Origin of the sequence: Rhodococcus ruber (assembly GCF_027270735.1) — a bacterium.
In the GTDB taxonomy this organism is placed as follows: Bacteria; Actinomycetota; Actinomycetes; order Mycobacteriales; family Mycobacteriaceae; genus Rhodococcoides; species Rhodococcoides rubrum_A.
Map to the genome: position 1 here is coordinate 169215 of NZ_JAPWIJ010000003.1, position 22952 is coordinate 192166.

Below are 22952 nucleotides of genomic sequence, written 5' to 3' on the forward strand. Positions count from 1 at the left end.
CGCGCGGCAGAGATGAGGAACAATGACCGACCCGAACGCCGGCACGCCCACCGAGGCCACATCCTCGGATGTACCTGCCCCGACCCCCGGTGCCGCCCAGCCCGGCACCTCGACCCCCGGCGGATCCGAGCCAGGCCGTGTGACCGAGCAAGCCAGTGCACCGAAGCCAGGCAGCGGCCCGAAGCCAGGCGGGGGGCCGAAGCCCGGTGGTGGACCCAAGCCCGGCGGCCCAGGTGCTGGTACCCCTCGTCCCGGCGGTTCGGCCGGAGCCAAACCCCACCCGGCGTCCTCGCACGTCGCCACCGTGGTTCCGACGGTTGCCCCGGCAAGCGATCCCAGCAAATTCGGCAGAGTCGACGACGACGGCACCGCGTGGGTGACCACCGCAGACGGTGAGCGGCAGATCGGGTCCTGGCAGGCCGGCGATGCAGCCGAGGGTCTCGCGCATTTCGGTCGGCGCTACGACGACCTGGCCACGGAGGTCGGTCTGCTCGAAGCTCGATTGACCTCGGGCACCGGCGACGCCAAGAAGACCAAGGCCGCCGCCTCCTCGTTGTTGCAGAGTCTGCCGACCGCGGCGGTCATCGGAGATCTCGACCTGCTCGCCCGACGACTCGACGCCGTCGTCGAGCACTCCGACGCCGCAGCGGCCGTAGCCAAGCACGAGAAAGAACTCGAACGAGCCGAACACACTGCTCGCAAGGAGGCTCTTGCAACCGAGGCCGAGCAGATCGGCGGCGAATCGACGCAATGGAAGCAAGCCGGAGATCGGCTACGCGAAATCCTCGACGAGTGGAAGACGATTCGCGGGGTCGACCGCAAGATCGACGACGCTCTGTGGAAGCGCTACTCCAAGGCCCGGGAGAACTTCAACCGCCGCCGCGGCGCGCACTTCGCCGATCTCGATCGCGAGCGAGGGGCAGCGAAAGTCCGTAAGGAAGAGTTGGTCGAGCGCGCCAAGGCTTTGTCCTCGTCCACGGACTGGGGTCCCACGGCCGCCGCGTTCCGCGATCTCCTGGTGGAGTGGAAGGCGTCCGGGCGGGCTCCACGCGACGCCGACGACGCCCTGTGGAAGAACTTCAAGGCTGCCCAGGACGTTTTCTTCGCGGCCCGAAATGCCGCGGCCTCCGAGCGGGACGCCGAGTTCGAGTCCAACGCCGAGGCCAAGGAAGCTCTGTTGGCCAGAACCCACATCGATCCGAGCAAGGATCTCGACGCCGCCCGCTCGGCCCTTCGCGATCTGCAGGACAAGTGGGATGCGATCGGCAAGGTTCCGCGCGAAAAGATGCAGGAGCTCGAGGGCAAACTACGCGCGATCGAGAAGTCCGTGCACGACGCGGTGGAGTCGCAGTGGCGTCGTTCCGACCCCGAGGCCGTCGCCCGCGCTGCTCAGTTCCGCGAACGGGTAGCTCAGTTCGAGGATCAGGCGGCGAAGGCGACGGCGGCAGGAAAGACGAAGGACGCCGAGCGTGCGCTGGCTCAGGCTCAGCAGTGGCGTGAGTGGGCCGACGCGGCCGAGAGTGCCGTAGACGAGCTGTGATTCGCCAGCGGCACTCCTGACTGGGGACGGTCGATCGGACCTACGGGGCCGAGTGGCCGTCCCACAGTCGCAGCTTCTGTTCGCCCGACGCGGCCGCGATGCGGCGCTGTTCCTGAGCGGCGAGTTGCGAGTTCGTCTTGTTCCACACTGCTTTGAGCCAGTGAAATGTCAACGCCATCACGGCGATCCACGCGCTGATCAGACCGATCCCCGGTCCGGCGCCCTGCAGGTTGTCCGGCACGGTCTGCCTCGACCAGATCGAGAGCATCCCGAACACCGACGACACCGCGCAGCCCGCAAGCGCGGCCCAGGCCAACGCCCACATTCGGGTGACGAGCGCCAGTACGGACATGACCACACCGAACGTCAGCACCAGCACGACGAAGATGCGCGACGGCAATGCAATCGATTCGGCGACTGCCGCATCGCTACCCGAGAGCACATCGAATCCGCTGGCGGATCCGGTGTGCGGCAACGCGAATGTGACCAGTAGGACCAGCACCAGCCCGGCCACGACCATGGCCCGCGCGCCGGGGTCCAACTCGGTCATCACCGCTCTCTCGGTTCGTCCGAGTTCCTCTGCGGATCGCGAAGGTACGACGCGGTCGGGTCCGTCTGTCTCGGTCATGCGGTGCATCCTGTCTGAACCGGAAGCGGCGCCGGTGCGCCGATCGAGGGAAGTCCGAGGCCGACGCCGATCGGTGCCGTCTTCGGCATGACGCCGCGTTCGTGCGCGTCGCCTGCTGCAGTGCGTCGGTGGGTGAGCACTCCCGCATCGGCGATGAGGTGGTACGGAGCGGCCGCGGTGAGGGTGGTGGTAACGACGTCGCCCGGGCGAATCTCGCTCGCTCTGTGGGCGTCGACGGCGAAGTGCACGAGTCGACCGTCTCGTGCTCGACCGCTCATCCGATGCGTGGCGGCATTCTTGCGCCCTTCGCCGGTGGCGACGAGCAGTTCGACCTCGGTACCGATCAGCGCCCGATTGGCCGCGAGAACGATCTCTTCCTGCAACGCGATCAACCGCAGATACCGTTCCTGCACAACTTCTTTGGGGACTTGATCGGGCATGTCGGCAGCCGGTGTACCCGGACGCTTCGAGTACTGGAAGGTGTAGGCGTTGGCGAACTTCGCGCGTCGCACCACGTCGAGGGTCTGCTCGAAGTCCTCCTCGGTCTCACCGGGAAAACCGACGATGATGTCGGTGGTGATGGCCGCGTGCGGCATGACCGCGCGCACCTTGTCGATGATGCCCATGAACTTCGTCTGCCGATAGGACCTGCGCATCGCCTTGAGGATTCGATCCGATCCGGACTGCAGCGGCATGTGCAGAGTGGGACAGATGTTCGGTGTGGACGCCATCGCTTCGATCACGTCATCGGTGAATTCGGCCGGGTGCGGAGACGTGAACCGCACTCGCTCGAGTCCCTCGATCGACCCGCAGGCGGTCAGCAGCGATGCGAACGCGCCGCGATCACGAGGCATGTCCGGATCGGCGAACGAGGCACCGTAGGCATTGACGTTCTGGCCGAGCAGCGTCACTTCGAGCACGCCCTGGTCCACCAAAGCCTGCACCTCGGCGAGGATGTCGCCCGGGCGGCGGTCGATCTCCTTGCCGCGCAGTGCCGGGACGATGCAGAAGGTGCAGGTGTTGTTGCAGCCCACGGAGATCGACACCCAGCCCGCGTACGTCGACTCCCGCTTCGCGGGCAGGGTGGACGGAAACGCTTCGAGGGACTCGAGAATCTCGACCTGGGCCTGCTCGTTGTGCCGGGCGCGCTCGAGCAACACCGGCAGCGACCCGATGTTGTGGGTGCCGAACACGACGTCGACCCACGGAGCCTTTTCGACCACCGTGTTGCGATCCTTCTGAGCCAAGCAGCCACCGACTGCGATCTGCATGTTGGGGTTTCGCGTTTTCGCCGGCCGCAACATGCCGAGGTTGCCGTACAGCTTGTTGTCGGCGTTCTCCCGCACCGCGCATGTGTTGAAGACGACGAGGTCGGCATCGGTGCCGGCGTCCGCCGGAACGTAGCCGGCCTCCTCCAACAGACCCGACAGACGCTCGGAATCGTGAACGTTCATCTGGCAACCGTGCGTACGCACCTCGTAGCTGCGGGGAACTGCCGCCGACGGGTCGGTCACCGGCACGGGATCGGTACTCCCGCGATCGGCCACGTCCACGGTCGGAAAAACACTCGTCTGCACCCCTCCAGGGTACGTCCATCGCACCGACCGGCCCGCCGGGGTCGCAGGCTCCACCACAGACTGTGCAGGGCCGATGCGGGCCGACAGTAAAGTTTCCATTACATAATCGAAGATGGCAGGCGAAAACGCCGGTCGGCGAGGAAACTACGCATAGGGTTTCGACTTATGACGCACGCCACCGACGCGCCGGCATCGACACCCCCGCCGGGCGCACCTTCGATGATCTCGCTCAAATCCGTCGACAAACATTTCGGTGATCTGCACGTCCTCAAGGACATCAACCTGGAAGTGCCGGCCGGTCAGGTCGTCATCGTCGTGGGTCCTTCAGGATCGGGTAAGTCGACTCTGTGCCGAACGATCAACCGGTTGGAGCCGATCGATTCCGGTGCCATCGAGGTCGACGGAGATCTACTCCCCGCCGAAGGAAAGGCTCTTGCGGCACTGCGTGCCGACGTGGGCATGGTGTTCCAGTCGTTCAACCTGTTCGCACACAAGACAATCCTGCAGAACGTCATGCTCGCGCCCATGAAGGTGCGCAAGCAGAAGAAGGACGAGGCAGAAAAGAGCGCGTTGGCTCTGCTCGAACGCGTGGGCATCGCCAACCAGGCGGACAAGTACCCCGCTCAGCTCTCCGGCGGTCAGCAGCAGCGTGTCGCCATCGCTCGATCTCTCGCCATGAACCCCAAGGTGATGCTGTTCGACGAGCCCACCTCGGCCCTCGACCCCGAAATGGTCAACGAGGTACTCGACGTCATGACCTCGCTTGCAAAGGAGGGCATGACGATGCTCGTCGTCACTCACGAGATGGGCTTCGCTCGCAAGGCAGGCGACCGCGTCATCTTCATGGCCGACGGAGCCGTCGTCGAGGACACCGATCCCGAAACCTTCTTCAAGTCCCCCAAGTCCGAACGCGCCAAGGACTTCCTCGGCAAGATCCTCGGTCACTGACCCGCTTCACCGTTCACCCCGTATACCCGAACCGATCCTTAAGGACATTCACTGTGAGAATCACCCGACCGCTTCGCTTCGGTGTCGCCATCGCCGCACTCTCCATCGTCGCCACCGCCTGCGGCGGCGGCGAAGAAGCCCGCACCATCTCGAGCAGCGCCGAATCCGGCAACCTCATCGTCGGCATCAAATTCGACCAGCCCGGCCTCGGTCTGCGTAATCCGGACGGCACCTTCAGCGGATTCGACGTCGAGGTCGCCAAGTACGTCGCGGGCAAGCTCGGCGTCGACGAGGCTAACATCGAATTCAAGGAGTCCCCGTCGGCACAGCGCGAGACCCTGATCGAAAACGGTGAGGTCGACTACATCGTCGCCACCTACTCGATCACCGACACCCGCAAGGAGAAGGTCGGCTTCGCCGGCCCGTACTTCGTGGCGGGTCAGTCGTTGCTCGTCCGCGAAGACAACACCGACATCACCGGTGCCGACTCGCTCAACGACGGTAAGCGACTCTGCTCGGTCACCGGATCCACCCCGGCCCAGAACATCGCCGACGAGTACCCCGGCGTGCAGCTCCAGCCGTTCGACACCTACTCCGCCTGCGTGGAAGCCCTGCGCAACGGCACGGTCGACGCCGTGACCACCGACGACATCATTCTCGCCGGCTATGCCGCACAGTCCCCCGGACAGTTCAAGGTGGTCGGCGAGCCGTTCACCACGGAGAACTACGGCATCGGCCTGAACAAGGACGACACCGACGGACGCAACAAGATCAACGACGCCATCGAAGAGATGGTCTCCAGCGGTGCCTGGGAGCAGGCGTTCAACGACACCGTGGGTGCATCGGGCTACCCGCTGCCGACCCCGCCCACCGTCGACCGCTACTGATCGACCCTGTCGTCGTGTTCCGCGTGCGCGTGCACGCGGAACACGACGGTTCGATCTCGCCGAGCCGTGAGGATCAACAAGCACCGTGAACCTATTGAGCAAGTACGGCGATCAACTGATCGACGCGTTCCTCTCGACCATCTACCTGACGTTGGCATCCCTCGTCGGCGCGCTGGTCATCGGAACGATCATTGCCGCGATGCGGGTGTCTCCCATCCCGATCGCACGTGGCATAGCCGCGACGTACGTCACCATCTTTCGTAACACCCCGTTGACCCTGATCATCCTGTTCACCTCGTTCGGCCTCTACCAGACCATGGGTGTCTCCCTCGCGTCGGAGTCGTCGTCGACATTCCTCGACGACAACAACTTTCGCTTGGCGATCCTCGGTCTGAGTGTCTACACCGCGTCGTTCGTGGCCGAATCTCTACGTTCGGGAATCAACACCGTCCCGGTCGGTCAGGCCGAAGCGGGCCGATCACTGGGAATGACGTTCACCCAGAACATTTCGATCGTCGTTCTTCCCCAGGCATTCCGCGCCGTGGTCGGGCCGCTGGGAAGCGTCGTGATCGCCTTGACGAAGAACACGACCATCGCATCGGTCATCGGCGTCGCAGAGGCGTCGTTCCTGATGAAGAACATGATCGAGAACGAGGCCGCGATCTTCGTGGTCGGCGGCATCTTCGCGCTCGGCTTCATGATCTTGACGCTCCCCACCGGGTTGCTGTTCGGCTACATCAGCAAGCGATTGGCGGTGTCATGATGAGTGATGCAGTAGCAGTTCTGTACGACGTTCCGGGTCCGAAAGCGGTACTGCGCTACCGCATTCTGACGGTCGTCGTCGCGATAGTCTCGCTGGGCGTCGCGTTCCTGATCTACCGAGCACTCGACTCCAAAGGTCAGCTGACCGCCGAGAAGTGGGATCCGTTCCTCGAATCGACCACATGGACCACGTATCTGATACCCGGCATTCAGGGCACTCTGGTGGCGGCAGCGCTGTCGATCGTGTTCGCATTGATTCTCGGTGCTGTCCTCGGCATCGGCCGGCTCTCGGACCACCGCGCGGTACGCATCGTCAGCGGCGCGATCGTCGAATTGTTCCGCGCAGTGCCCGTACTGATTCTGATGATCTTCCTGTATGCCGTCTATGCGGACTACGAGGTGTTCAAGGTCAAGTACCTGGCATTGGCTGCCGTGGTCACCGGACTGACTCTGTACAACGGTTCGGTCATTGCAGAGATCGTGCGTGCCGGTGTCAATTCGCTGCCGAAGGGTCAGCGTGAGGCCGCATCGGCGCTCGGGATGCGCAAGAGCCAGGTTATGCTCCTGGTCCTGCTCCCCCAGGCCGTCACGGCGATGCTTCCGGCGATCATTTCGCAGATGGTGGTGGCTCTGAAGGACTCGGCGCTCGGTTACGTCATCGGGTACGTCGAGGTCGTCCGTTCCGGACAGCAGGTGGGCGCGTTCTACAGCAACTACCTGCCCTCGCTGATCATCGTTGCCGTCATCATGATCATCATCAACTCGGCGTTGACCAAGCTGGCTACCGTGGTCGAACGTCGTTTGCGTTCTCGTAAGCGCAAGGCCGGCGCGACTGAAGTGGTTCCGGCTCTCGACGGCGGCCAGGCAGCCTGACGTTACGTCGACCGAAACATCTGGGACACCCCGGACAAGTAAGGCCCGCAACACCGATGGTGTTGCGGGCCTTACTGTTTCTCGACGGCTCCTACTCGAGGTGGACGATCACATCGAGTCGGTGGCGTCGAAGTCTTCGGTGTCTGCACCTGCGCGGTCGAGTTCTTCTTTGACCACCGCAAATGCCATTCCTTGCGAGTATCCGCGGCGAGCGAGCATACCGACCAGCTTGCGGACGACCTTGTCTCGCTCGACACGGGCATCCGGACCACTCGAATCCGGCATCTTCAAGGTGCGAAATCGCTTGCGTACCAATTCACCTGCACGGTGGCGCTCGTCGTCGGCATCGATCAGATCCAACGCGTGTGCCGCGAGTTCGCTACTGACGCCCTTGGTTCGGAGTTCCATGCTCAAGGCGCGTTTACCCTTGCCGGAGTACTTGTGCCGAGAGTGGACCCACTGCTGCGCAAACGATTCGTCATCGACGAGTTTCGCTTTTTCGAGACGGTCGAGAACTGCGTTCGCGATCTCTGCGGTGAATCCCTTCTTGGCGAGACTCGTTTCGAGTTCGTGCCTGCTGCGCGCTCGGTCGGTCAGCAACCGAAGGCAGACATCTTTCGCCTGCGCTTCGGTGCCGCCGCTCTCGTCTCGCTGCTGCACAGCGGCAACGGGTTAGAAGTCCACCGGAGCGGCTGCAGGCTCCTCCGCGGTGACGTCCGCGCCGATCTGCAGCTTCTCCATGATCTTCTTCTCGATCTCGTCCCGCACATCGGGGTTCTCGAGCATGAACTTGCGGGCGTTCTCCTTGCCCTGGCCGAGCTGATCGCCCTCGTATGTGAACCACGAACCCGACTTACGAATGAAGCCGTGCTCGACGCCCATGTCGATCAACGAGCCCTCTCGGCTGATGCCCTTGCCGTAGATGATGTCGAACTCGGCCTGCTTGAACGGCGGCGCGACCTTGTTCTTGACGACCTTGACACGAGTGCGGTTACCGATGGCATCGGTGCCGTCCTTCAGGGTCTCGATGCGGCGGATGTCGAGGCGAACCGAGGCGTAGAACTTCAATGCCTTACCGCCGGTGGTGGTTTCGGGAGAACCGAACATGACGCCGATCTTCTCGCGCAACTGGTTGATGAAGATGACGGTGGTGCCGGAATTGCTCATCGCGCCGGTGATCTTGCGCAGCGCCTGGCTCATCAGGCGGGCCTGCAGACCGACGTGACTGTCGCCCATCTCGCCCTCGATCTCGGCGCGCGGTACCAGTGCCGCCACCGAGTCGATCACGAGGATATCGAGTGCGCCCGAACGGATCAGCATGTCGGCGATTTCGAGGGCTTGCTCACCGGTATCGGGCTGCGAGACCAGCAATGCATCGGTGTCGACACCGAGCTTCTTCGCGTAGTCCGGATCCAGTGCGTGCTCGGCGTCGATGAAGGCGGCGATGCCGCCGGCCCGCTGAGCACTGGCCACGGCGTGCAAGGCAACAGTGGTCTTACCCGAGGACTCCGGGCCGTAGACCTCGATGACACGTCCACGCGGCAACCCTCCGATGCCGAGTGCCACATCGAGCGCGATCGATCCTGTGGGGATGACGGCGATGGGCTGGCGGACCTCGTCGCCGAGGCGCATCACCGAACCCTTGCCGAAGTTCTTGTCGATCTGCGCGAGTGCGAGATCGAGTGCTTTGTCGCGATCGTATGCAGCCATCGTGAGCTCCCTGTGTCGTGTCGTTCAGCTGTGTCGTGTCGATCAGCTTTGTCGTCGGTAACGCTAGAACGGGGTACCGACAAGAAGTTTCTCTGGACCGCTCAGCAACCGTTGACACCAGCATAGGGGAACACGTGTTCGAGTCAACTACCACGACATTCGACACGCCGAGCAAACTCGATCCGACCTACGGAGCTACCAGCGTTCTTTCGGAACATCGAACTCGTAGCAGATCGAGCGCCACACTTCCCTCGGGTCGACGCCCTCCTCGATGGCCTGAGCCCCGGTTCGTCCGATACCGGACAGCACATGATCGGTCAGCAGGGAATTGCCTCGAACGGAGCCGAACTCCTCGGTGAGCAGTTCACGAAATTCGGTCAGACGCACATCGTCAACCCTAACGTCCCGTCCCTCGCGCGCTGCGGGCGAGGACCTCGTGACATACCGCCACCGGATCTTCGACGGCCTTCGCGCCGGCCGCTGCGACGGCTGCAGCCCTGGCGAATCGCGGATCGGCGAGAACGTCGGCCACCGCGCCGGCGATCGAGGTTGCCGTCGGGGGCCGCACGATCATGGCGCTCCCCTGCCGCGCAGCCCGATTCGCCAGTTCCCACTGATCACCGCCACCGGGCACAGTCACCACCGGAACTCCGTGCATGAGCGCCTTGGCCAACATGCCATGGCCACCCCCGCATACCACCACATCGGCGTGACGCAGAAGTTCGTCCTGCCGACCGAGGCCCGCATTCGCCCAGTTCGGCAATACGTCGGGAGCCCCGTCGAGAACCGATGCCACTACCCGAACCCCGTTGCCGTCCAATCCTTTCAGCGCCATCTCGAGCATTCCCTCGGCACCGGTGAACGCCGTCGACGGGGCGACCATCACCAACGGTGTTTCGCCGTCGGGCAACTCGAGCAGATCGTCGGTCGGCTCCCACAGCAACGGACCGATCACGTGCGCGTCCTCAGGCCAGTCGGGTCGCGCCACCTCCAACGCGGGAATGGTGGCAATCAGCCGAGCACTCGGGCCCGGATCCCGGGCCGGTAACCCGATACTCGTCCTGGCGAGGGAGCGTTGAGTCCGTCCCTGCGCGATCGAGCGAGCAGTCAACGCGCGCATCACCGTATCGCGCAGCCTGCCGCGAAACCCGGTTCCCGGTGCCAACCCACTTCCTATGGGCGGCAACCCTTTCGACGGTGAATACAGGGGGTGGGGCGAGAGCTCGACCCAGGGCGTACCGAGACGTTCGGCAGCCATGCCCCCTCCTGCCGTCAGGATGTCGGACACCACGAGGTCGACGTTCTCTCGCTCGAGGTCGGGTAACAATTCGGTGGAGACGAACGCCGCGCGAGAGTGAATGCGTTGCCCGGCGTCCAGATCGTCGTCCTCCGGCCTCGGTGCCAGACCGCCCAACGGGAAGGCCCGCAGCCCGAGCGCACGGGCGTCGGGCACCCAACGACTTCCGGTGAACAGGACAGGTTCGTCACCGGCCCGCCGAAACAACAGGGACAGGGCAATGGCCGGGAACGCATGCCCCGGATCGGGCCCGGCCACCACTGCTACTCGCACCGACCCAGCGTGCCACACTCGACTCGACGATCTCGACGCGTGTCGAGATCGTCGCAGGTGAACGAGATCCCGTCAGGCGCTCCTGGGACGCAGATAGGCATCGACCGCGTACGCCATCTGGTGCATCACCTCGGCACCGGGAACACGTTCGGACACCATCTCGGCGGACTGGACAGCCGACTGCACCATCAACAGCAACATCGTTGCCAACGTCGCGGGATCCCCCGGACGGATAGACGAATCACGTTGTCCCACAACAACCAAAGACGACAGCGTATCGATGATCAACGACTGGCTGGTACCGAGTCGATGCAGGATGTACGTGGCGAGCACATCGGAATCGGAACGGAGAATTTTCACGAAAAGCGGGTGGATTCGGATCCGATCGGCAGCCTGACCCACGGCCGTCACGATCTGGTCTCGACCCGATGCGGTCACGTCGAAGCTGGGAATGAGTGCGCTGATCTCGCGGGTGAGCAGGCTGGACACCACTGCCCGTGTATCCGTCCATCTTCGGTAGACAGTAGGTCTGCTGACCTCGGCTCGCCGGGCGATCTCTGCCAGGGTGGTGCGCCTGACTCCATGTTCGAGGATGCACGAACGGGCCGCGTCGAGGACGATGTCTTCGATCGACTTCTCGGGCGTCTCCGTCTCGGACTGAGACGAGGCAGGACTCGATACCGGTCGCTCGGTCACGTGCCACCCTTCACAATATGGGCCGAAGATCTGTACCACGGACCGAAACAAGTAATTTCGTTACTATACCTCACGGCTTCGCTCACATTCGGTCCTCGAGTCACCTCACAGCGCGCATCGGCAATCTACGCCGATGACAGTCGGCAGGGAATAGCGCCGGTCGCCGACACGGCAATCGTCAACCCTGGCAAGCTGATCGACGTGACCGACGAATCCGGACGACCATGACCCGATCGGTAACAGTGCTGACCAATCCGACGGCCGGTGGTGGGCGCGCAGCGCACACCGGTCGGCGCGCCGTGGCGCGACTTCGTGAGCGCGAAATTCACGTCACGGCCATCGAAGGCCGTACCCCGGGAGACGCACTGGCATTGTTGAACAGAGCCGTCGACAGCGGAACGGACGCCGTGGTTGCGGTCGGCGGCGACGGGCTGGTCAATCTCGTGATTCAGGTACTCGCCGGCACCGACACCCCGATGGGTCTCATACCAGCGGGCACCGGAAACGATCTGGCCCGCGTTCTGGGGATACCTCGGGGCGATGCAGTGCGGGCAGCCGACATCGTCGCCGACGATCTCACGCGAACGGTCGATTTGGGTCGAGCCGGTGACCGGTGGTTTGCAACCGTGTTGTCCAGCGGTTTCGATTCCCTTGTCACCGAGAGAGCCAGCCGACTTCGATGGTTCGGTGGTCCCCTGCGCTACAACGCGGCCATGATTCTGCAATTGGCCACGCTCGAAAAGCTCTCGTACGTCATGGAATTGGACGATGCCGAACTTCGGGTCGACGCCACGCTGGTCGCCGTCGGGAACGGCAGCTGCTACGGCGGCGGGATGTCGATATGCCCTGCGGCGCGGGTGGACGACGGACTGCTCGACATCACCGTCGTGCGGGGAGTGAGTCGAACTCGACTTCTCAGGATGTCGCCTACCCTCTACCGGGGAACGCACATCGATCTCCCGGAGGTCGACACGTACACATCTGAGCGGATCACCCTGAAGTGCGAGGGGATAGTCGCCTATGCGGACGGTGAACGGGTCGGTGAACTGCCGGTCACAGTGCAGTCCGTACCGGGTGCTCTACGGGTGTTCGTGGACCGGAGCTGCTCGTCACCGGGGTGAGGGACCGACGAGTCAGTATTTGAGCGAAGTGTGGTCGCCGTTCGACGAGATCGCCTTGTACAGCCACACCAGTCCCAACACGATGGCACCGGCCACAACCAGCCAGAACACACCCTTGATGATGGTGCCCAGAAGCGCGAGCGCGATCCAGATCAGGACGATGAATCCGAGTACTTTCCAGAACATGTGGAACTCCAACCGTCTCGACGCGCACCGTGTCGTGTCGCGTACGTCGATCTTGACATCGGTGCGCTCCCAGCACATCGGGGTGAACCCTGAATTGTGTCAGCGGTGCCGCGCCCGAATCCGATCGATCTCGGTGAGTGCCTCGGCCCATCCTTGCAATCGGTCGGTGGCCGACTCGAGCTCACGGCGATGGACGTCCACAACCGTCGTCGATGTGAATGCCGCCGGTCCGGTCATGCGTGCGGCGGCCGCGACGAGTTGTTCGTACTGATCGACCCCGGCCGCGAGGTCTGCTGCAGCCGAATCTATTCCGTTGCGCAGATGTTCACGCGTAGCGAGGCTGGCGGCGCCTGCACGTTCCAGAGCGGCGATGTCGACGGCGACACCCTCGAGGCCCTGGGCAGCATCCGACGCCACGCCGATCGTCTCTTCCACCTCGTCGGTCCCGATCGCCTCGGATCTCGCCAGAATTCCCAACAGCTCGAACAGACTCTTCTCGGCCCCGGCCAGCCGGGCCATGGGTTCGTATGCCGCAGATCCGCGCTGCGGCATCGTGCGCCTGGCCGGTATCCCCACGGGTACCGGCTGAGATCGCAGCCGTCGGAGCCGGGTGACCGCGAAGACAGCCGGAACGGCCATGAGCGCTGCACCTCCGCCGCCGACGAACAGCGACCAGTCCGGTGCAGACAGCACAGCCAGTCCTGCTGTTCCCGCTGCCGTCGTGCCGGAGGCGGCTCCGAACCGGATTCCTCGTCGTCTGGCTCGGCGAATCTTCTTCAGATGCTTGGCCCGAGGGTCTTTTCGACGTCCGGCAGCATCGAACACGGACGTACCGACACTGCGCGCTGATTCCGCCAGAGACTTCACCACCGCGCCCGACTCCGCGACCGCTGCAGCAATGGAGTCCCGATCGAGCGAAACGGCCGGCCGCTTACGCGACCGGCCCGATTCGTGTTCTTTCCTGCCCATGCCGAGAGTGGTGTCAGTCGACAGGCGTGTTCGTCCGAACGATCACGCCTGTGCCGGGGGCTCGGGCGTTGCGTTCGGAGATTTGGCGATCGAAGGCTTTGCAGCGGAATCGCCGGACGGCAGCGAGTCGCCTGCCATCGACGCGCGAATTTGCTCGAGTCGGCTGTGACCCGCCATCTGCACCGACGCCTGCTGGACCTCGAGCATGCGACCCGAGACGGTGTTCTGAGCCAACTCCGCCGAACCGAGAGCATCAGCGTAGCGGCGCTCGATCTTGTCACGGACGGCGTCCAGACTCGGGGTGTTGCCGGGCGCGGACAACGTGCTGTCCATCGAGCGCAGAGATTCGCTGACCTTCTCCTGCATTTTTGCCTGCTCGAGCTGGCTGAGCAGCTTGGTGCGTTCGGCGACCTTGGACTGCAGTGCCATAGCGTTCTGCTCGACGGCCTTCTTGGCCTGAGTGGCGGCCTGCAGTGACTGGTCGTGCAAAACCTTGAGGTCTTCGACGCTCTGCTCGGCGGTCACCAGTTGAGCGGCGAACGCCTCGGCAGCATTCGTGTACTGCGTGGCCTTCTCGATATCGCCCGCCGTGGCGGCCTGATCTGCCAGCGTGACCGCCTGTCGAGCGTTCGCGTTGAGCTTCTCGACCTCATCCAGCTGCCTGCTGAGCTTCATCTCGAGCTGACGCTGATTACCGATGACGGACGCAGCCTGCTGAGACAGAGCCTGATGCTGCCGCTGCGCATCCTCGATCGCCTGCTGAATCTGAACCTTGGGGTCGGCCTTCTCGTCGATCTTGGAGTTGAAGAGGGCCATCATGTATTTCCAGGCCTTGACGAAAGGATTAGCCATGGGGTGGTCCTGCCTCCATCTGTTGCGCCGCGGTGGCCGCGTACGGGTCGGCTGCTCTCGCAGTGACCGAAATGAACCTGTCCGTGCTGAGAAAGTCGGGTGTCTGGTCTGGGTCAGGAGTGGAAAAGCGGTACTTTTCCGATCTTAGGCGGCAGCGAGAGCTCTGGCAGCAGGTGCGGGAATCACGACCCGGGTATCGCCGTCGATGCGAGTGGCGACGGCCGCCTCGTCGAGTCGAGCAGCCGCGATGGACGCGTCGGACAGTGTCACGCTGACATCGCTCATGACGTCCGAGAGCGGGACGGCGAGGGCATCGCAGATCGCGGCGAGCAGTTCGCTCGACGCCTCCTTACGGCCACGCTCCACCTCGGAGAGGTACCCGAGGCTCACGCGTGCAGTATTCGAGACTTCACGCAGGGTTCGGCTCTGTGCGACGCGAGTACGCCGCAGACTGTCGCCGAGTGCTTCACGCAATAGCAGCGCCATCTCGCTCCTCCTCGTTGGTGTCCGTGCCGACGGCCGAGCCGTCGAGACGACAACGTTCATATCTCGTTCGTCCGAAGCCGTCAGGATGTTCAACGTCCCAGTCGGTCCGATTGGTTCCCGACCCTATATGCCCGTTCACTCCAACACGCGCCGAAGCACCTCCGACACGTTTGCCAAGACTGTATCCCGCCGACGCGTTCACGAGGCGGACACACCTCGGCGCAGCCGAACAGCCTGCACCACGTAATCGATGCCGGTGTAGACGGTCAGCAGCACCGCGAGAGCCATCAGCGCCATCGCGACCGGATCGACCGCACTCGGCAGCGGACACAGGTACACCCCGATGGCGAATGTCTGCACCAGAGTTTTGACCTTCCCGCCGCGACCGGCAGGGATGACGCCATGCCGGATGACGGCGAAGCGCACCGCGGTGATGCCGATTTCCCGCACCCCGATGACCACGGTCACCCACCAGGACAGATCTCCCAACATGGACAGACCGACGAGCGCGGCGCCGATCAGAGCCTTGTCTGCGATGGGGTCGGCCATCTTCCCGAAATCTGTGACCAGACCGTACTTGCGCGCCACCTGGCCGTCGATCCGGTCGGTGATGGCAGCAACAGCGAAGACCGCGGTGGCTGTCAGACGCCAGGTGGTGTCGTGGCCGTCGCCCACGAACAACGCTGCGAGGAACACCGGCACCAGTGCAATTCTGAGAACCGTCAAGATGTTGGCAATGTTGAGCAACGGCACGTCGTCCGTACCACCGGGGGCTGCGTTGCCGTGTGGCAAATCTGCGCTGCTGCGCGCACCACTCACGGCGCGGGATGCATTGCTGACCGGGGCACGGCCGTTCGGCTCACCGCTGCTCGACGGCACGCCCTGATCAGGCGCAACCGGGCCGGTCATCGTCGAACTCGCGAGGCGACAGTGCCGAATACGGAGGTAGGTCCACCCTTGCGCAGCGTCCACCCGCCAAGACGGGGACACAGCTCACTGAACGACACACGAAAAGTTTATCGGTTGCGGTACTGACTACTGTTCACCCCATGACTTCTGGGCCGAATCGGGCGAGTCGCGACACCGCAAATCCCGAATCCGACGCACATTCCGAGACCGGAGACCGCCGCTCCACGCATGACGGCACCCTCACCGTGCGTCGTGCCAAGACTTCGGACGTTCCCGAGATCAAGCGCCTGATCGACATCTATGCCGGCCGAATTCTGCTCGAGAAGAACCTCGTCACGCTCTACGAAGCAGTACAGGAATTCTGGATCGCCGAACGTGACGGTGAGGTCATCGGGTGCGGTGCATTGCATGTGCTCTGGGCCGATCTCGGCGAGGTACGAACGGTTGCCGTCGACCCCGCCGCGAAAGGGCACGGTGCCGGGCATCTCATCGTCGCCAAACTCATCGAGGTCGCGCGCGATCTGGCGTTGCAGAAAGTGTTCGTGCTGACGTTCGAGGTGGACTTCTTCTCCCAGCACGGATTCGCCGAGATCGACGGAACCCCCGTCACCGCCGAGGTCTACGCGGAGATGTGCCGGTCGTACGACACCGGCGTGGCGGAGTTCCTCGACCTGAGCTACGTCAAACCGAACACTCTGGGTAACACTCGAATGCTGCTGTCTCTCTGACAGAATTCTCCGGACAACCCCTCGAATTCGGAAGAGAGCTCCATGCCCCTCATCGCCGTCAGCTACACCTACTCCCCCAGCACCACGGACGGCCGCGACACCCATCGCGCAGCCCACCGTGCCTGGCTGGCCGAACTGCTCGAGCAGAAGACTCTGGTCTCGAGTGGCCCCTACGCCGACGGCAGCGGGGCATTGTTGCTGGTCGAGGGGCCCGACGCTGCGACCGTCGAAACGCTCTTCGCGCAGGACCCGTTCGCGATCGAGAACCTGATCGAGTCGGCCACGTTCGACGAATGGACCCCGGTGATGGGCACCTTCACGTCCTGATCCCCCGCTCACCCGGCCGACGTGAATGGACCACTGCACCGCCGAGACGGCAGTGGTCCATTCACACGGATCGGGAGCGGTGCGGACTCGTCAGAATTCGTCCGATGCCGGCTGCTCGTCCGGATCGCCACCCTTGATCGACCACAGCAGACCGTCGAGCTCATCCGGTTTGACCAGTACTTCGCGAGCCTTCGATCCCTCGCTCGGCCCCACCACTCCGCGGTTCTCCATCAGGTCCATCAGGCGTCCCGCTTTGGCGAAGCCGACGCGTAGCTTGCGCTGCAGCATCGAGGTCGAACCGAACTGGCTGGTCACGACGAGTTCGACCGCCTGCAACAGCACGTCGAGGTCGTCGCCGATATCGGGGTCGACATCCTTCTTGTCCGAGACCTTCGCGGCGGTGACGGTGTCGTTGTACTCCGGCTCGGCCTGGTTCTTGGCGAAGTCGACGACCGCTGCGATTTCCTCGTCGGTGATGAACGCACCCTGCAGACGTGTCGGCTTGCCCGCACCCATCGGCAGGAACAGTGCGTCGCCCATACCGATCAGCTTCTCGGCACCCGGTTGATCCAGGATGACCCGGGAGTCCGTCAACGACGATGTCGCGAAGGCAAGACGCGACGGGACGTTGGTCTTGATCAGGCCGGTCACGACGTCGACCGAGGGTCGCTGAGTGGCGAGCACCAGGTGGATACCGGCGGCGCGGGCCTTCTGCGTGATCCGCACGATCGCTTCCTCGACGTCGCGCGGGGCGGTCATCATCAGGTCGGCGAGCTCGTCGACGATCGCGAGAATGTACGGGTAGGGCCGGTAGACGCGTTCGCTACCCAGCGGTGCGGTGATCTCGCCCGAGCGGACCTTCTTGTTGAAGTCGTCGATGTGCCGGACCTTGTTGATCTGCATGTCCTGGTAGCGCTGCTCCATCTCCTCGACCAGCCAGGCCAGCGCCGCGGCAGCTTTCTTGGGCTGCGTGATGATCGGGGTGATGAGGTGCGGAATGCCCTCGTACGGTGTCAGCTCGACCATCTTGGGGTCGATCAGAATCATCCGAACCTCGTCCGGCGTCGCCCGCGCGAGCAACGACACCAGCATCGAGTTCACGAAGCTCGACTTACCGGAACCGGTGGATCCGGCCACCAGCAAGTGAGGCATCTTCGCGAGGTTGGCACTGACGAAGTCGCCCTCGATGTCCTTGCCGAGGCCGATCACCAGTGGATGGTGATCCTTACGCGTCGACGGCGCGGTCAGCACATCGGCCAGTCGCACCATCTCACGGTCCGAGTTCGGTACCTCGATACCGACCGCGGACTTGCCGGGGATCGGTGCGAGCAGACGTACGTTGTCGGTCGCGACCGCGTACGCGATGTTGCGTGCGAGCGCGGTGATCTTCTCGACCTTGACACCGGGACCCAGTTCGACCTCGTAGCGCGTGACCGTCGGGCCGCGGGTGAATCCGGTGACCGCGGCGTCGATCTTGAACTGCTCGAGCACCTCCGAGATGGCCTCGATCATGGCGTCGTTGGCCTGGCTCCGCGTCTTGGGCGGGTCACCGTCGATGAGCAGCGACAACGACGGGAGCGTGTAGTCCCCATCGACGACGCGATCGACGACGATCTTGTCGTCCTCGGCCGCCTGCTTCGGTTCGGCCGCCTTGACGATGGGCTTGGGCTTCGGCCGCGGGGGCGCGACCGGCTCAGGCGCGGGTGCGGGCGCAGCGGCAGCGGCGGCAGGCGCGATGACCTCGGTGGCGGCCTCCGGGGCCGGGGTCCTACGGGCACGCGGCGGCTTTGCGACCGGGATGTACTCCTCGGTCGGATAGTTGTCGTAGGGGTCTGCGCCACCGTGAACCGGATAGCCGTCGGCATCGAAATTGGAGTCGTAGTCGCCGTAGCCTTCGTCTCCAAATTCGGAACCGAAGTCGGCTGGGTCGTAGTCCTCGTATTCGTCGCCTCGACTGTCGGTGCCGAACAGCGCACGCATACGGTCCGGTACGTCGCGCACGGTGGTACCGGTGAGCAACAGCACTCCGAACAGGCCGGCAAGCAGAAGGAGAGGCACTGCCAACCAGACGGTGAGGCCGTCGGCGATCGGTCCGCCAGCCACGTAGCCCACGAACCCCGCACCCTCGGACCTGCCGGCAGCGTCGGTCGGAGAGCCGGCGGCCATGTGCCACAGGCCGAGGATCGGGAGGCCGAGAAGGATCGAGCCCAGCACCAGTCGAGGGCGCACCTCGGGGCGGGGTTCGGACCGCATCAGAACGACCGCGATGCCGATACCGAGAACGGGTGCCACATATCCGGCCTCACCGATGACGGCGCGGATACCCACCTCGATCCATTCACCGACGGGCCCCCCTGCACTGAACCAAACGCTCGCAGCAACGACGACGCTGACGGCGATCAGCCCGAGAGCGATTCCGTCCCGGCGGTGTCCGTGCTCGATGTCGGCGGCCTTACCGACCGTCCTGGTCGTGGCACCGACACCTCGTGCCGCCATCGACCATGTGGACGCGATACCGCGGCCGATCGCATCGAGCGCACCGCGTGACTTCTTCTTGGCGGGTGGTCGCCGCGACGCTGTTCCTCTCGCAGGTCCCTTGCCGCGAGACGACGCGCTGGCCCGAGTGGTCGCCGGGTTGCGCGGCGCGGTGGGCTTCTTCGGCGTCGTGACGGTTCGTGCGGTGCGGCCGGTACCGGACTTACGAGCGGTGCCGGACGCGCGCGAAGACCCGGATCCGCTGGATCCGGCCCTGGCGGTGGAGGTGCTGGTCTTTCCTGCCATGCACCCAGGCTAGTCGCAACAGCCCCGTCGAAACCATCCGCAACACCAGTAACAGCGGACAACATGTGCGTCAGAAGCTCAGATCGAGCGCCTTCACGGCAGCGACGTCGCCCGCCGAACCCTCGAACTCGACCTCGAGCTGGTCTCGGCCGAACGCGTAGAGAAGGAGTTCGGACGGCTCCCCCACCACCGTCACACCCGCACCGGAGCCACCCTTGAACGTGGCTGCACGGCCGTCCGGGGTACGAACGTGCACCGGAACCGGTGCGGAGCGGTGGCCGGCGCGCCCGATGAATCGAACCTGCGGCCACAGCCGCTTCTCCACCGCAACCGGTAGAACTCGTCGCGTCCAACTCCCGGTCGCACGGCGCAGATCCTCGTGGTGGACGAACATCTCGCCGAGGTTGATCAGCGGGTCCAGGAGAGCGAACGGCGACCACATCGGCGGTCCTGTGCGAACGTCCTCGACCACGGCTGCGAACGGTCGATTCGCGACGGACCGTTGAACCCGCTCGGTGTATCCGGCGAGCGGCGGTAGGAGGATGCCCGGCGACGCATCGAGCCGTCGCTCGCGGACGACGAGGTGCGCGGCCAGATCGGCGGCAGTCCATTCACCGCACAGCGTCGGCGCATCGGGACCGACGTCGAGAAGGGTCCGAACAAGTTGGGAACGTTCATCCTGGGCAAGGCTCACGCTCTCCAGGCTACGGCCAGACGGAACCAGCGGCATCCTGCCGCGGGATCCCATCCTTTGTCTGGGTAACCTCCCAACAGTGCCGGTATCGGAAATTGTCGTCATCTTGCTCGCCGGCCTCGGTGCCGGTGCCATCAACGCCGTCGTCGGCTCCGGAACGTTGATCACGTTTCCGACGCTTGTCGCGTTCGGATATCCCCCGGTGGTCGCCACGATGTCCAACGCAATCGGACTGGTGGCGGGAAGCGTCTCGGGCACGTGGGGGTATCGCCGAGAACTACGCGGACAGTGGCATCGACTGCGGTGGCAGTTGCCCGCATCCTTCGTCGGAGCGCTGGGTGGAGCATGGCTGCTGCTGCACCTACCGGAAAAAGTATTCGCCTCGGTGGTTCCGGTATTGCTCATCGGTGCTTTGATTCTCGTTGTCGCACAACCGAAAATCCAAGCCTGGGCCAAACGGCGGTCGGAAGCGGCGGGCAAGGCGGCGAACCAGATCGGTCGAGGCCGAATGGCGCTGGTCACCATCGGCACTCTGCTGGTCGGCATCTACGGCGGCTACTTCACTGCGGCACAGGGAATACTGCTCATCGGTGTGATGGGAGCCCTGTTACCCGAGACGATGCAACGGATGAATGCAGCCAAGAACTTGCTGTCGCTCGTGGTGAATGTCGTTGCAGCAGTAGCTTTCACGATCTTTCGATTCGACGACATCAGTTGGCAGGCCGCCGGTCTGATCGCCGTCGGATCCCTGATCGGTGGCACCGTCGGAGCCCGGTACGGCCGCCGGCTGTCGCCGGCGGCCCTACGCGGTGCCATCGTCGTCCTCGGCCTCATCGGCCTCTGGCGACTGCTCGTCTGAACTCTAGGACTGTGGTTGCGGCTTGACCGCGATGATCGTCGGCACGATCATCGGCTTACGCCGGTACTTGTCCGCTACCCACCGGCCCACGACTCGGCGAACAGCCTGAGCGATCCGGTGGGTGTCGGACACTCCGTCCGATGCCAGCCGCTGCAGCTCGGCCTCCACCAGCTGGCCGGCCTCCTTGAGGGCCGCCGGGTCGTCGGAGAAGCCGCGGCCGGACACCTCGGGCGCGGTCACTGCGCGGCCGGTGGCCGAATCGACGGCAACGCTGATCGCGATGAAGCCGCCCTCGCCGAGCACCAGACGATCCGACAACGTCGAATCTCCGACATCACCGACCGACAAGCCGTCCACGTAGACGTGACCGACCGGGACCTGCCCGACGATCTCGGCGAGCCCGTCGACCATGTCGACCACCACGCCGTCCTCGGCCAGCACCACGCGGTCCTCGGGTACACCTGTCGCCTTGGCCAGCGCCGCGTTGGCGCGCAGGTGACGCCATTCGCCGTGCACCGGCATGGCGTTGGTCGGCCGAACCGCGTTGTACAGGTACAGCAGTTCCCCCGCCGACGCGTGGCCCGAAACGTGGACCTTCGCGTTCTGCTGCGTCACGACGGTTGCACCTCGCTTCGCGAGGCCGTTGACCACCGCGAATACGGAGTTCTCGTTGCCCGGAATGAGCGAGGACGCCAGGACGACCAGATCGTTGGCCTTGACGTTGATCTGACGGTGCTCGCCCCGCGCCATCCGGGACAGCGCCGACAACGGCTCGCCCTGCGAACCGGTGGAGATGAGCACCAACCGATCGTCGGGAAGTGTTGCGGCAGTGTCGACATTGACCTCGAGGCCGTCGGGCACCCGCAGATAGCCCAGATCCTGGGCGATCTGCATATTCCGCACCATCGAGCGTCCGACGAACGCGACGCGACGGTTGTACCGCTCGGCAACGTCGATGACCTGTTGGATGCGGTGCACGTGACTGGCGAACGAGGCCACGATGACGCGCTGTTTCGCCTTGCCGATGACGGTGTCGAGCACGCCGCCGATCTCACGTTCGGGGGTGACGAATCCGGGCACCTCTGCGTTGGTGGAGTCGACCAAGAACAAGTCCACTCCCTCGTCGCCCAGGCGAGAGAAACCAGCGAGGTCGGTCAGGCGACCGTCGAGAGGTAGCTGGTCGAGCTTGATGTCTCCGGTGTGCAGGACGAGGCCGGCATCGGTCCTGATGGCAATGGCCAGAGCGTCGGGGATCGAGTGATTCACCGCGAAGTACTCGCAGTCGAACGGACCGTGCTGGGTGTGCTCACCCTCGATGACCTCGACGAGGTTCGGTCGGAGCCGGTGCTCACGACACTTCGCCGCGACCAGAGCGAGAGTGAACTTCGATCCGACGACGGGCAGATCGGGCCGCAGGCGCAGCAGGAACGGGACTGCTCCGATGTGGTCCTCGTGACCGTGCGTCAGAACCACCGCTTCGACGTCGGCCATGCGGTTCTCGATGTGCCGAAAATCGGGCAGGATCAGGTCGACGCCGGGTTGCTGGTCCTCGGGAAAGAGCACGCCGCAGTCGATGATCAGCAACTTGCCCTGGTGCTCGAACACTGTCATGTTGCGACCGATTTCGCCGATACCACCCAGCGCAACCACTCGCAGGCCCTTGAACGGCGCCTTGGGCGGAGTGCCGAGGCGTTGTGTCGGATCGAACTCGCGGCGCTTGTCAGGACGCTGAGTGCGAGCCGAGTTCTGCACCATCGGCTTGCCCTGCCGGGCACCTGACGGCCGGCCCTGGGTGGGGGCCGGCCGCTCGGACGGCGGTCCGGCGTTTCGGGTTGCGCGTCCGCGCGAT

Annotated in this window: 24 protein-coding genes; 9 read left to right on the top strand and 15 right to left on the bottom strand. The window is 64.2% G+C overall.

The window, feature by feature from the left end; genetic code table 11:
• Nucleotides 1-22: 22 nt before the first annotated feature.
• Nucleotides 23-1540 carry a DUF349 domain-containing protein gene (locus O4220_RS07955; protein WP_269603115.1) on the top strand — a complete coding sequence of 506 codons (1518 nt, stop codon included), beginning with the start codon at nt 23-25 and terminating at the stop codon, nt 1538-1540.
• 40 nt (nt 1541-1580) lie between these two features.
• Here O4220_RS07955 and O4220_RS07960 read toward each other — a convergent pair whose 3' ends face one another.
• A complete protein-coding gene (locus tag O4220_RS07960; RefSeq protein ID WP_269603116.1) occupies nt 1581-2168 on the bottom strand; it encodes a hypothetical protein in 588 nt (195 codons plus the stop codon).
• A complete protein-coding gene (miaB, locus tag O4220_RS07965) occupies nt 2165-3745 on the bottom strand; it encodes a tRNA (N6-isopentenyl adenosine(37)-C2)-methylthiotransferase MiaB (protein ID WP_420030338.1) in 1581 nt (526 codons plus the stop codon). The genes O4220_RS07960 and miaB overlap by 4 nt, the downstream gene beginning before the upstream one ends.
• A 219-nt stretch (nt 3746-3964) precedes the next feature.
• Here miaB and O4220_RS07970 point away from each other — a divergent pair, with 219 nt between their 5' ends.
• The 4 genes from O4220_RS07970 (at nt 3965) to O4220_RS07985 (ending at nt 7215) form a co-directional block, all read left to right on the top strand.
• Nucleotides 3965-4693, top strand: a complete 729-nt coding sequence (locus tag O4220_RS07970; RefSeq protein ID WP_170944851.1) for an amino acid ABC transporter ATP-binding protein — start codon at nt 3965-3967, stop codon at nt 4691-4693.
• 53 nt (nt 4694-4746) lie between these two features.
• Nucleotides 4747-5580, top strand: coding sequence for a glutamate ABC transporter substrate-binding protein (locus O4220_RS07975; RefSeq protein ID WP_037173936.1), 834 nt, complete (start codon nt 4747-4749; stop codon nt 5578-5580).
• Nucleotides 5581-5665: 85 nt separating this feature from the next.
• On the top strand, nt 5666-6343 hold the full coding sequence (locus O4220_RS07980) for an amino acid ABC transporter permease (protein ID WP_032377154.1): 678 nt from the start codon (nt 5666-5668) through the stop codon (nt 6341-6343).
• Nucleotides 6343-7215, top strand: a complete 873-nt coding sequence (locus O4220_RS07985; RefSeq protein WP_269603117.1) for an amino acid ABC transporter permease — start codon at nt 6343-6345, stop codon at nt 7213-7215. Before O4220_RS07980 ends, O4220_RS07985 begins: the two co-directional genes overlap by 1 nt.
• Nucleotides 7216-7323: 108 nt before the next feature.
• Here the strand turns inward: O4220_RS07985 and O4220_RS07990 are convergent, their stop codons facing one another.
• From O4220_RS07990 to O4220_RS08010, 5 genes are all read right to left on the bottom strand, one after another.
• Complete coding sequence (locus O4220_RS07990; protein ID WP_269603118.1) at nt 7324-7875, bottom strand: regulatory protein RecX; 552 nt, start codon at nt 7873-7875, stop codon at nt 7324-7326.
• Nucleotides 7876-7887: 12 nt separating this feature from the next.
• The gene (recA, locus tag O4220_RS07995) at nt 7888-8925 is read right to left on the bottom strand and encodes a recombinase RecA (RefSeq protein WP_008716921.1); all 1038 of its coding nucleotides are present in this window, start codon (nt 8923-8925) and stop codon (nt 7888-7890) included.
• 195 nt (nt 8926-9120) lie between these two features.
• The gene (locus tag O4220_RS08000) at nt 9121-9312 is read right to left on the bottom strand and encodes a DUF3046 domain-containing protein (RefSeq protein WP_037189524.1); all 192 of its coding nucleotides are present in this window, start codon (nt 9310-9312) and stop codon (nt 9121-9123) included.
• Nucleotides 9313-9322: 10 nt separating this feature from the next.
• Entirely contained in the window at nt 9323-10495 is a 1173-nt protein-coding gene (locus tag O4220_RS08005; RefSeq protein ID WP_269603119.1) for a glycosyltransferase, read from the bottom strand.
• A gap of 72 nt (nt 10496-10567) precedes the next feature.
• Nucleotides 10568-11191, bottom strand: coding sequence for a TetR/AcrR family transcriptional regulator (locus O4220_RS08010; protein ID WP_269603120.1), 624 nt, complete (start codon nt 11189-11191; stop codon nt 10568-10570).
• A 224-nt stretch (nt 11192-11415) separates the two neighbouring features.
• Here O4220_RS08010 and O4220_RS08015 point away from each other — a divergent pair, with 224 nt between their 5' ends.
• The gene (locus O4220_RS08015) at nt 11416-12312 is read left to right on the top strand and encodes a diacylglycerol kinase (protein WP_269603121.1); all 897 of its coding nucleotides are present in this window, start codon (nt 11416-11418) and stop codon (nt 12310-12312) included.
• Between the two features lie 12 nt (nt 12313-12324).
• Here the strand turns inward: O4220_RS08015 and O4220_RS08020 are convergent, their stop codons facing one another.
• The 5 genes from O4220_RS08020 to pgsA all read right to left on the bottom strand — a co-directional run bounded on the left by O4220_RS08020 (nt 12325) and on the right by pgsA (nt 15714).
• Entirely contained in the window at nt 12325-12498 is a 174-nt protein-coding gene (locus O4220_RS08020; RefSeq protein ID WP_269603122.1) for a hypothetical protein, read from the bottom strand.
• A 99-nt stretch (nt 12499-12597) separates the two neighbouring features.
• On the bottom strand, nt 12598-13467 hold the full coding sequence (gene pspM, locus O4220_RS08025; protein WP_269603123.1) for a phage shock envelope stress response protein PspM: 870 nt from the start codon (nt 13465-13467) through the stop codon (nt 12598-12600).
• 42 nt (nt 13468-13509) lie between these two features.
• Nucleotides 13510-14319, bottom strand: a complete 810-nt coding sequence (locus tag O4220_RS08030; RefSeq protein ID WP_057477706.1) for a PspA/IM30 family protein — start codon at nt 14317-14319, stop codon at nt 13510-13512.
• Between the two features lie 144 nt (nt 14320-14463).
• Nucleotides 14464-14805 carry a helix-turn-helix domain-containing protein gene (locus tag O4220_RS08035; RefSeq protein WP_094610502.1) on the bottom strand — a complete coding sequence of 114 codons (342 nt, stop codon included), beginning with the start codon at nt 14803-14805 and terminating at the stop codon, nt 14464-14466.
• Nucleotides 14806-15003: 198 nt separating this feature from the next.
• Nucleotides 15004-15714 carry a CDP-diacylglycerol--glycerol-3-phosphate 3-phosphatidyltransferase gene (pgsA, locus tag O4220_RS08040; protein ID WP_420030339.1) on the bottom strand — a complete coding sequence of 237 codons (711 nt, stop codon included), beginning with the start codon at nt 15712-15714 and terminating at the stop codon, nt 15004-15006.
• A 140-nt stretch (nt 15715-15854) separates the two neighbouring features.
• Here pgsA and O4220_RS08045 point away from each other — a divergent pair, with 140 nt between their 5' ends.
• Entirely contained in the window at nt 15855-16442 is a 588-nt protein-coding gene (locus tag O4220_RS08045) for an amino-acid N-acetyltransferase (protein WP_269603124.1), read from the top strand.
• A 42-nt stretch (nt 16443-16484) separates the two neighbouring features.
• A complete protein-coding gene (locus O4220_RS08050; RefSeq protein WP_269603125.1) occupies nt 16485-16769 on the top strand; it encodes a YciI family protein in 285 nt (94 codons plus the stop codon).
• A 90-nt stretch (nt 16770-16859) separates the two neighbouring features.
• Here O4220_RS08050 and O4220_RS08055 read toward each other — a convergent pair whose 3' ends face one another.
• Nucleotides 16860-19550 (bottom strand): DNA translocase FtsK, encoded by a 2691-nt coding sequence (locus O4220_RS08055; protein WP_269603126.1) that lies wholly within the window; start codon nt 19548-19550, stop codon nt 16860-16862.
• A 70-nt stretch (nt 19551-19620) separates the two neighbouring features.
• A complete protein-coding gene (locus O4220_RS08060; protein WP_269603127.1) occupies nt 19621-20244 on the bottom strand; it encodes a TIGR03085 family metal-binding protein in 624 nt (207 codons plus the stop codon).
• 79 nt (nt 20245-20323) lie between these two features.
• Between O4220_RS08060 and O4220_RS08065 the strand changes: the two genes are divergently transcribed.
• Nucleotides 20324-21103: a sulfite exporter TauE/SafE family protein gene (locus O4220_RS08065; protein WP_269603128.1), complete on the top strand. Its 780-nt coding sequence runs from the start codon at nt 20324-20326 to the stop codon at nt 21101-21103.
• A gap of 3 nt (nt 21104-21106) precedes the next feature.
• Here the strand turns inward: O4220_RS08065 and O4220_RS08070 are convergent, their stop codons facing one another.
• Nucleotides 21107-22858 (bottom strand): ribonuclease J, encoded by a 1752-nt coding sequence (locus O4220_RS08070; RefSeq protein WP_420030362.1) that lies wholly within the window; start codon nt 22856-22858, stop codon nt 21107-21109.
• Nucleotides 22859-22952 lie beyond the last annotated feature (94 nt).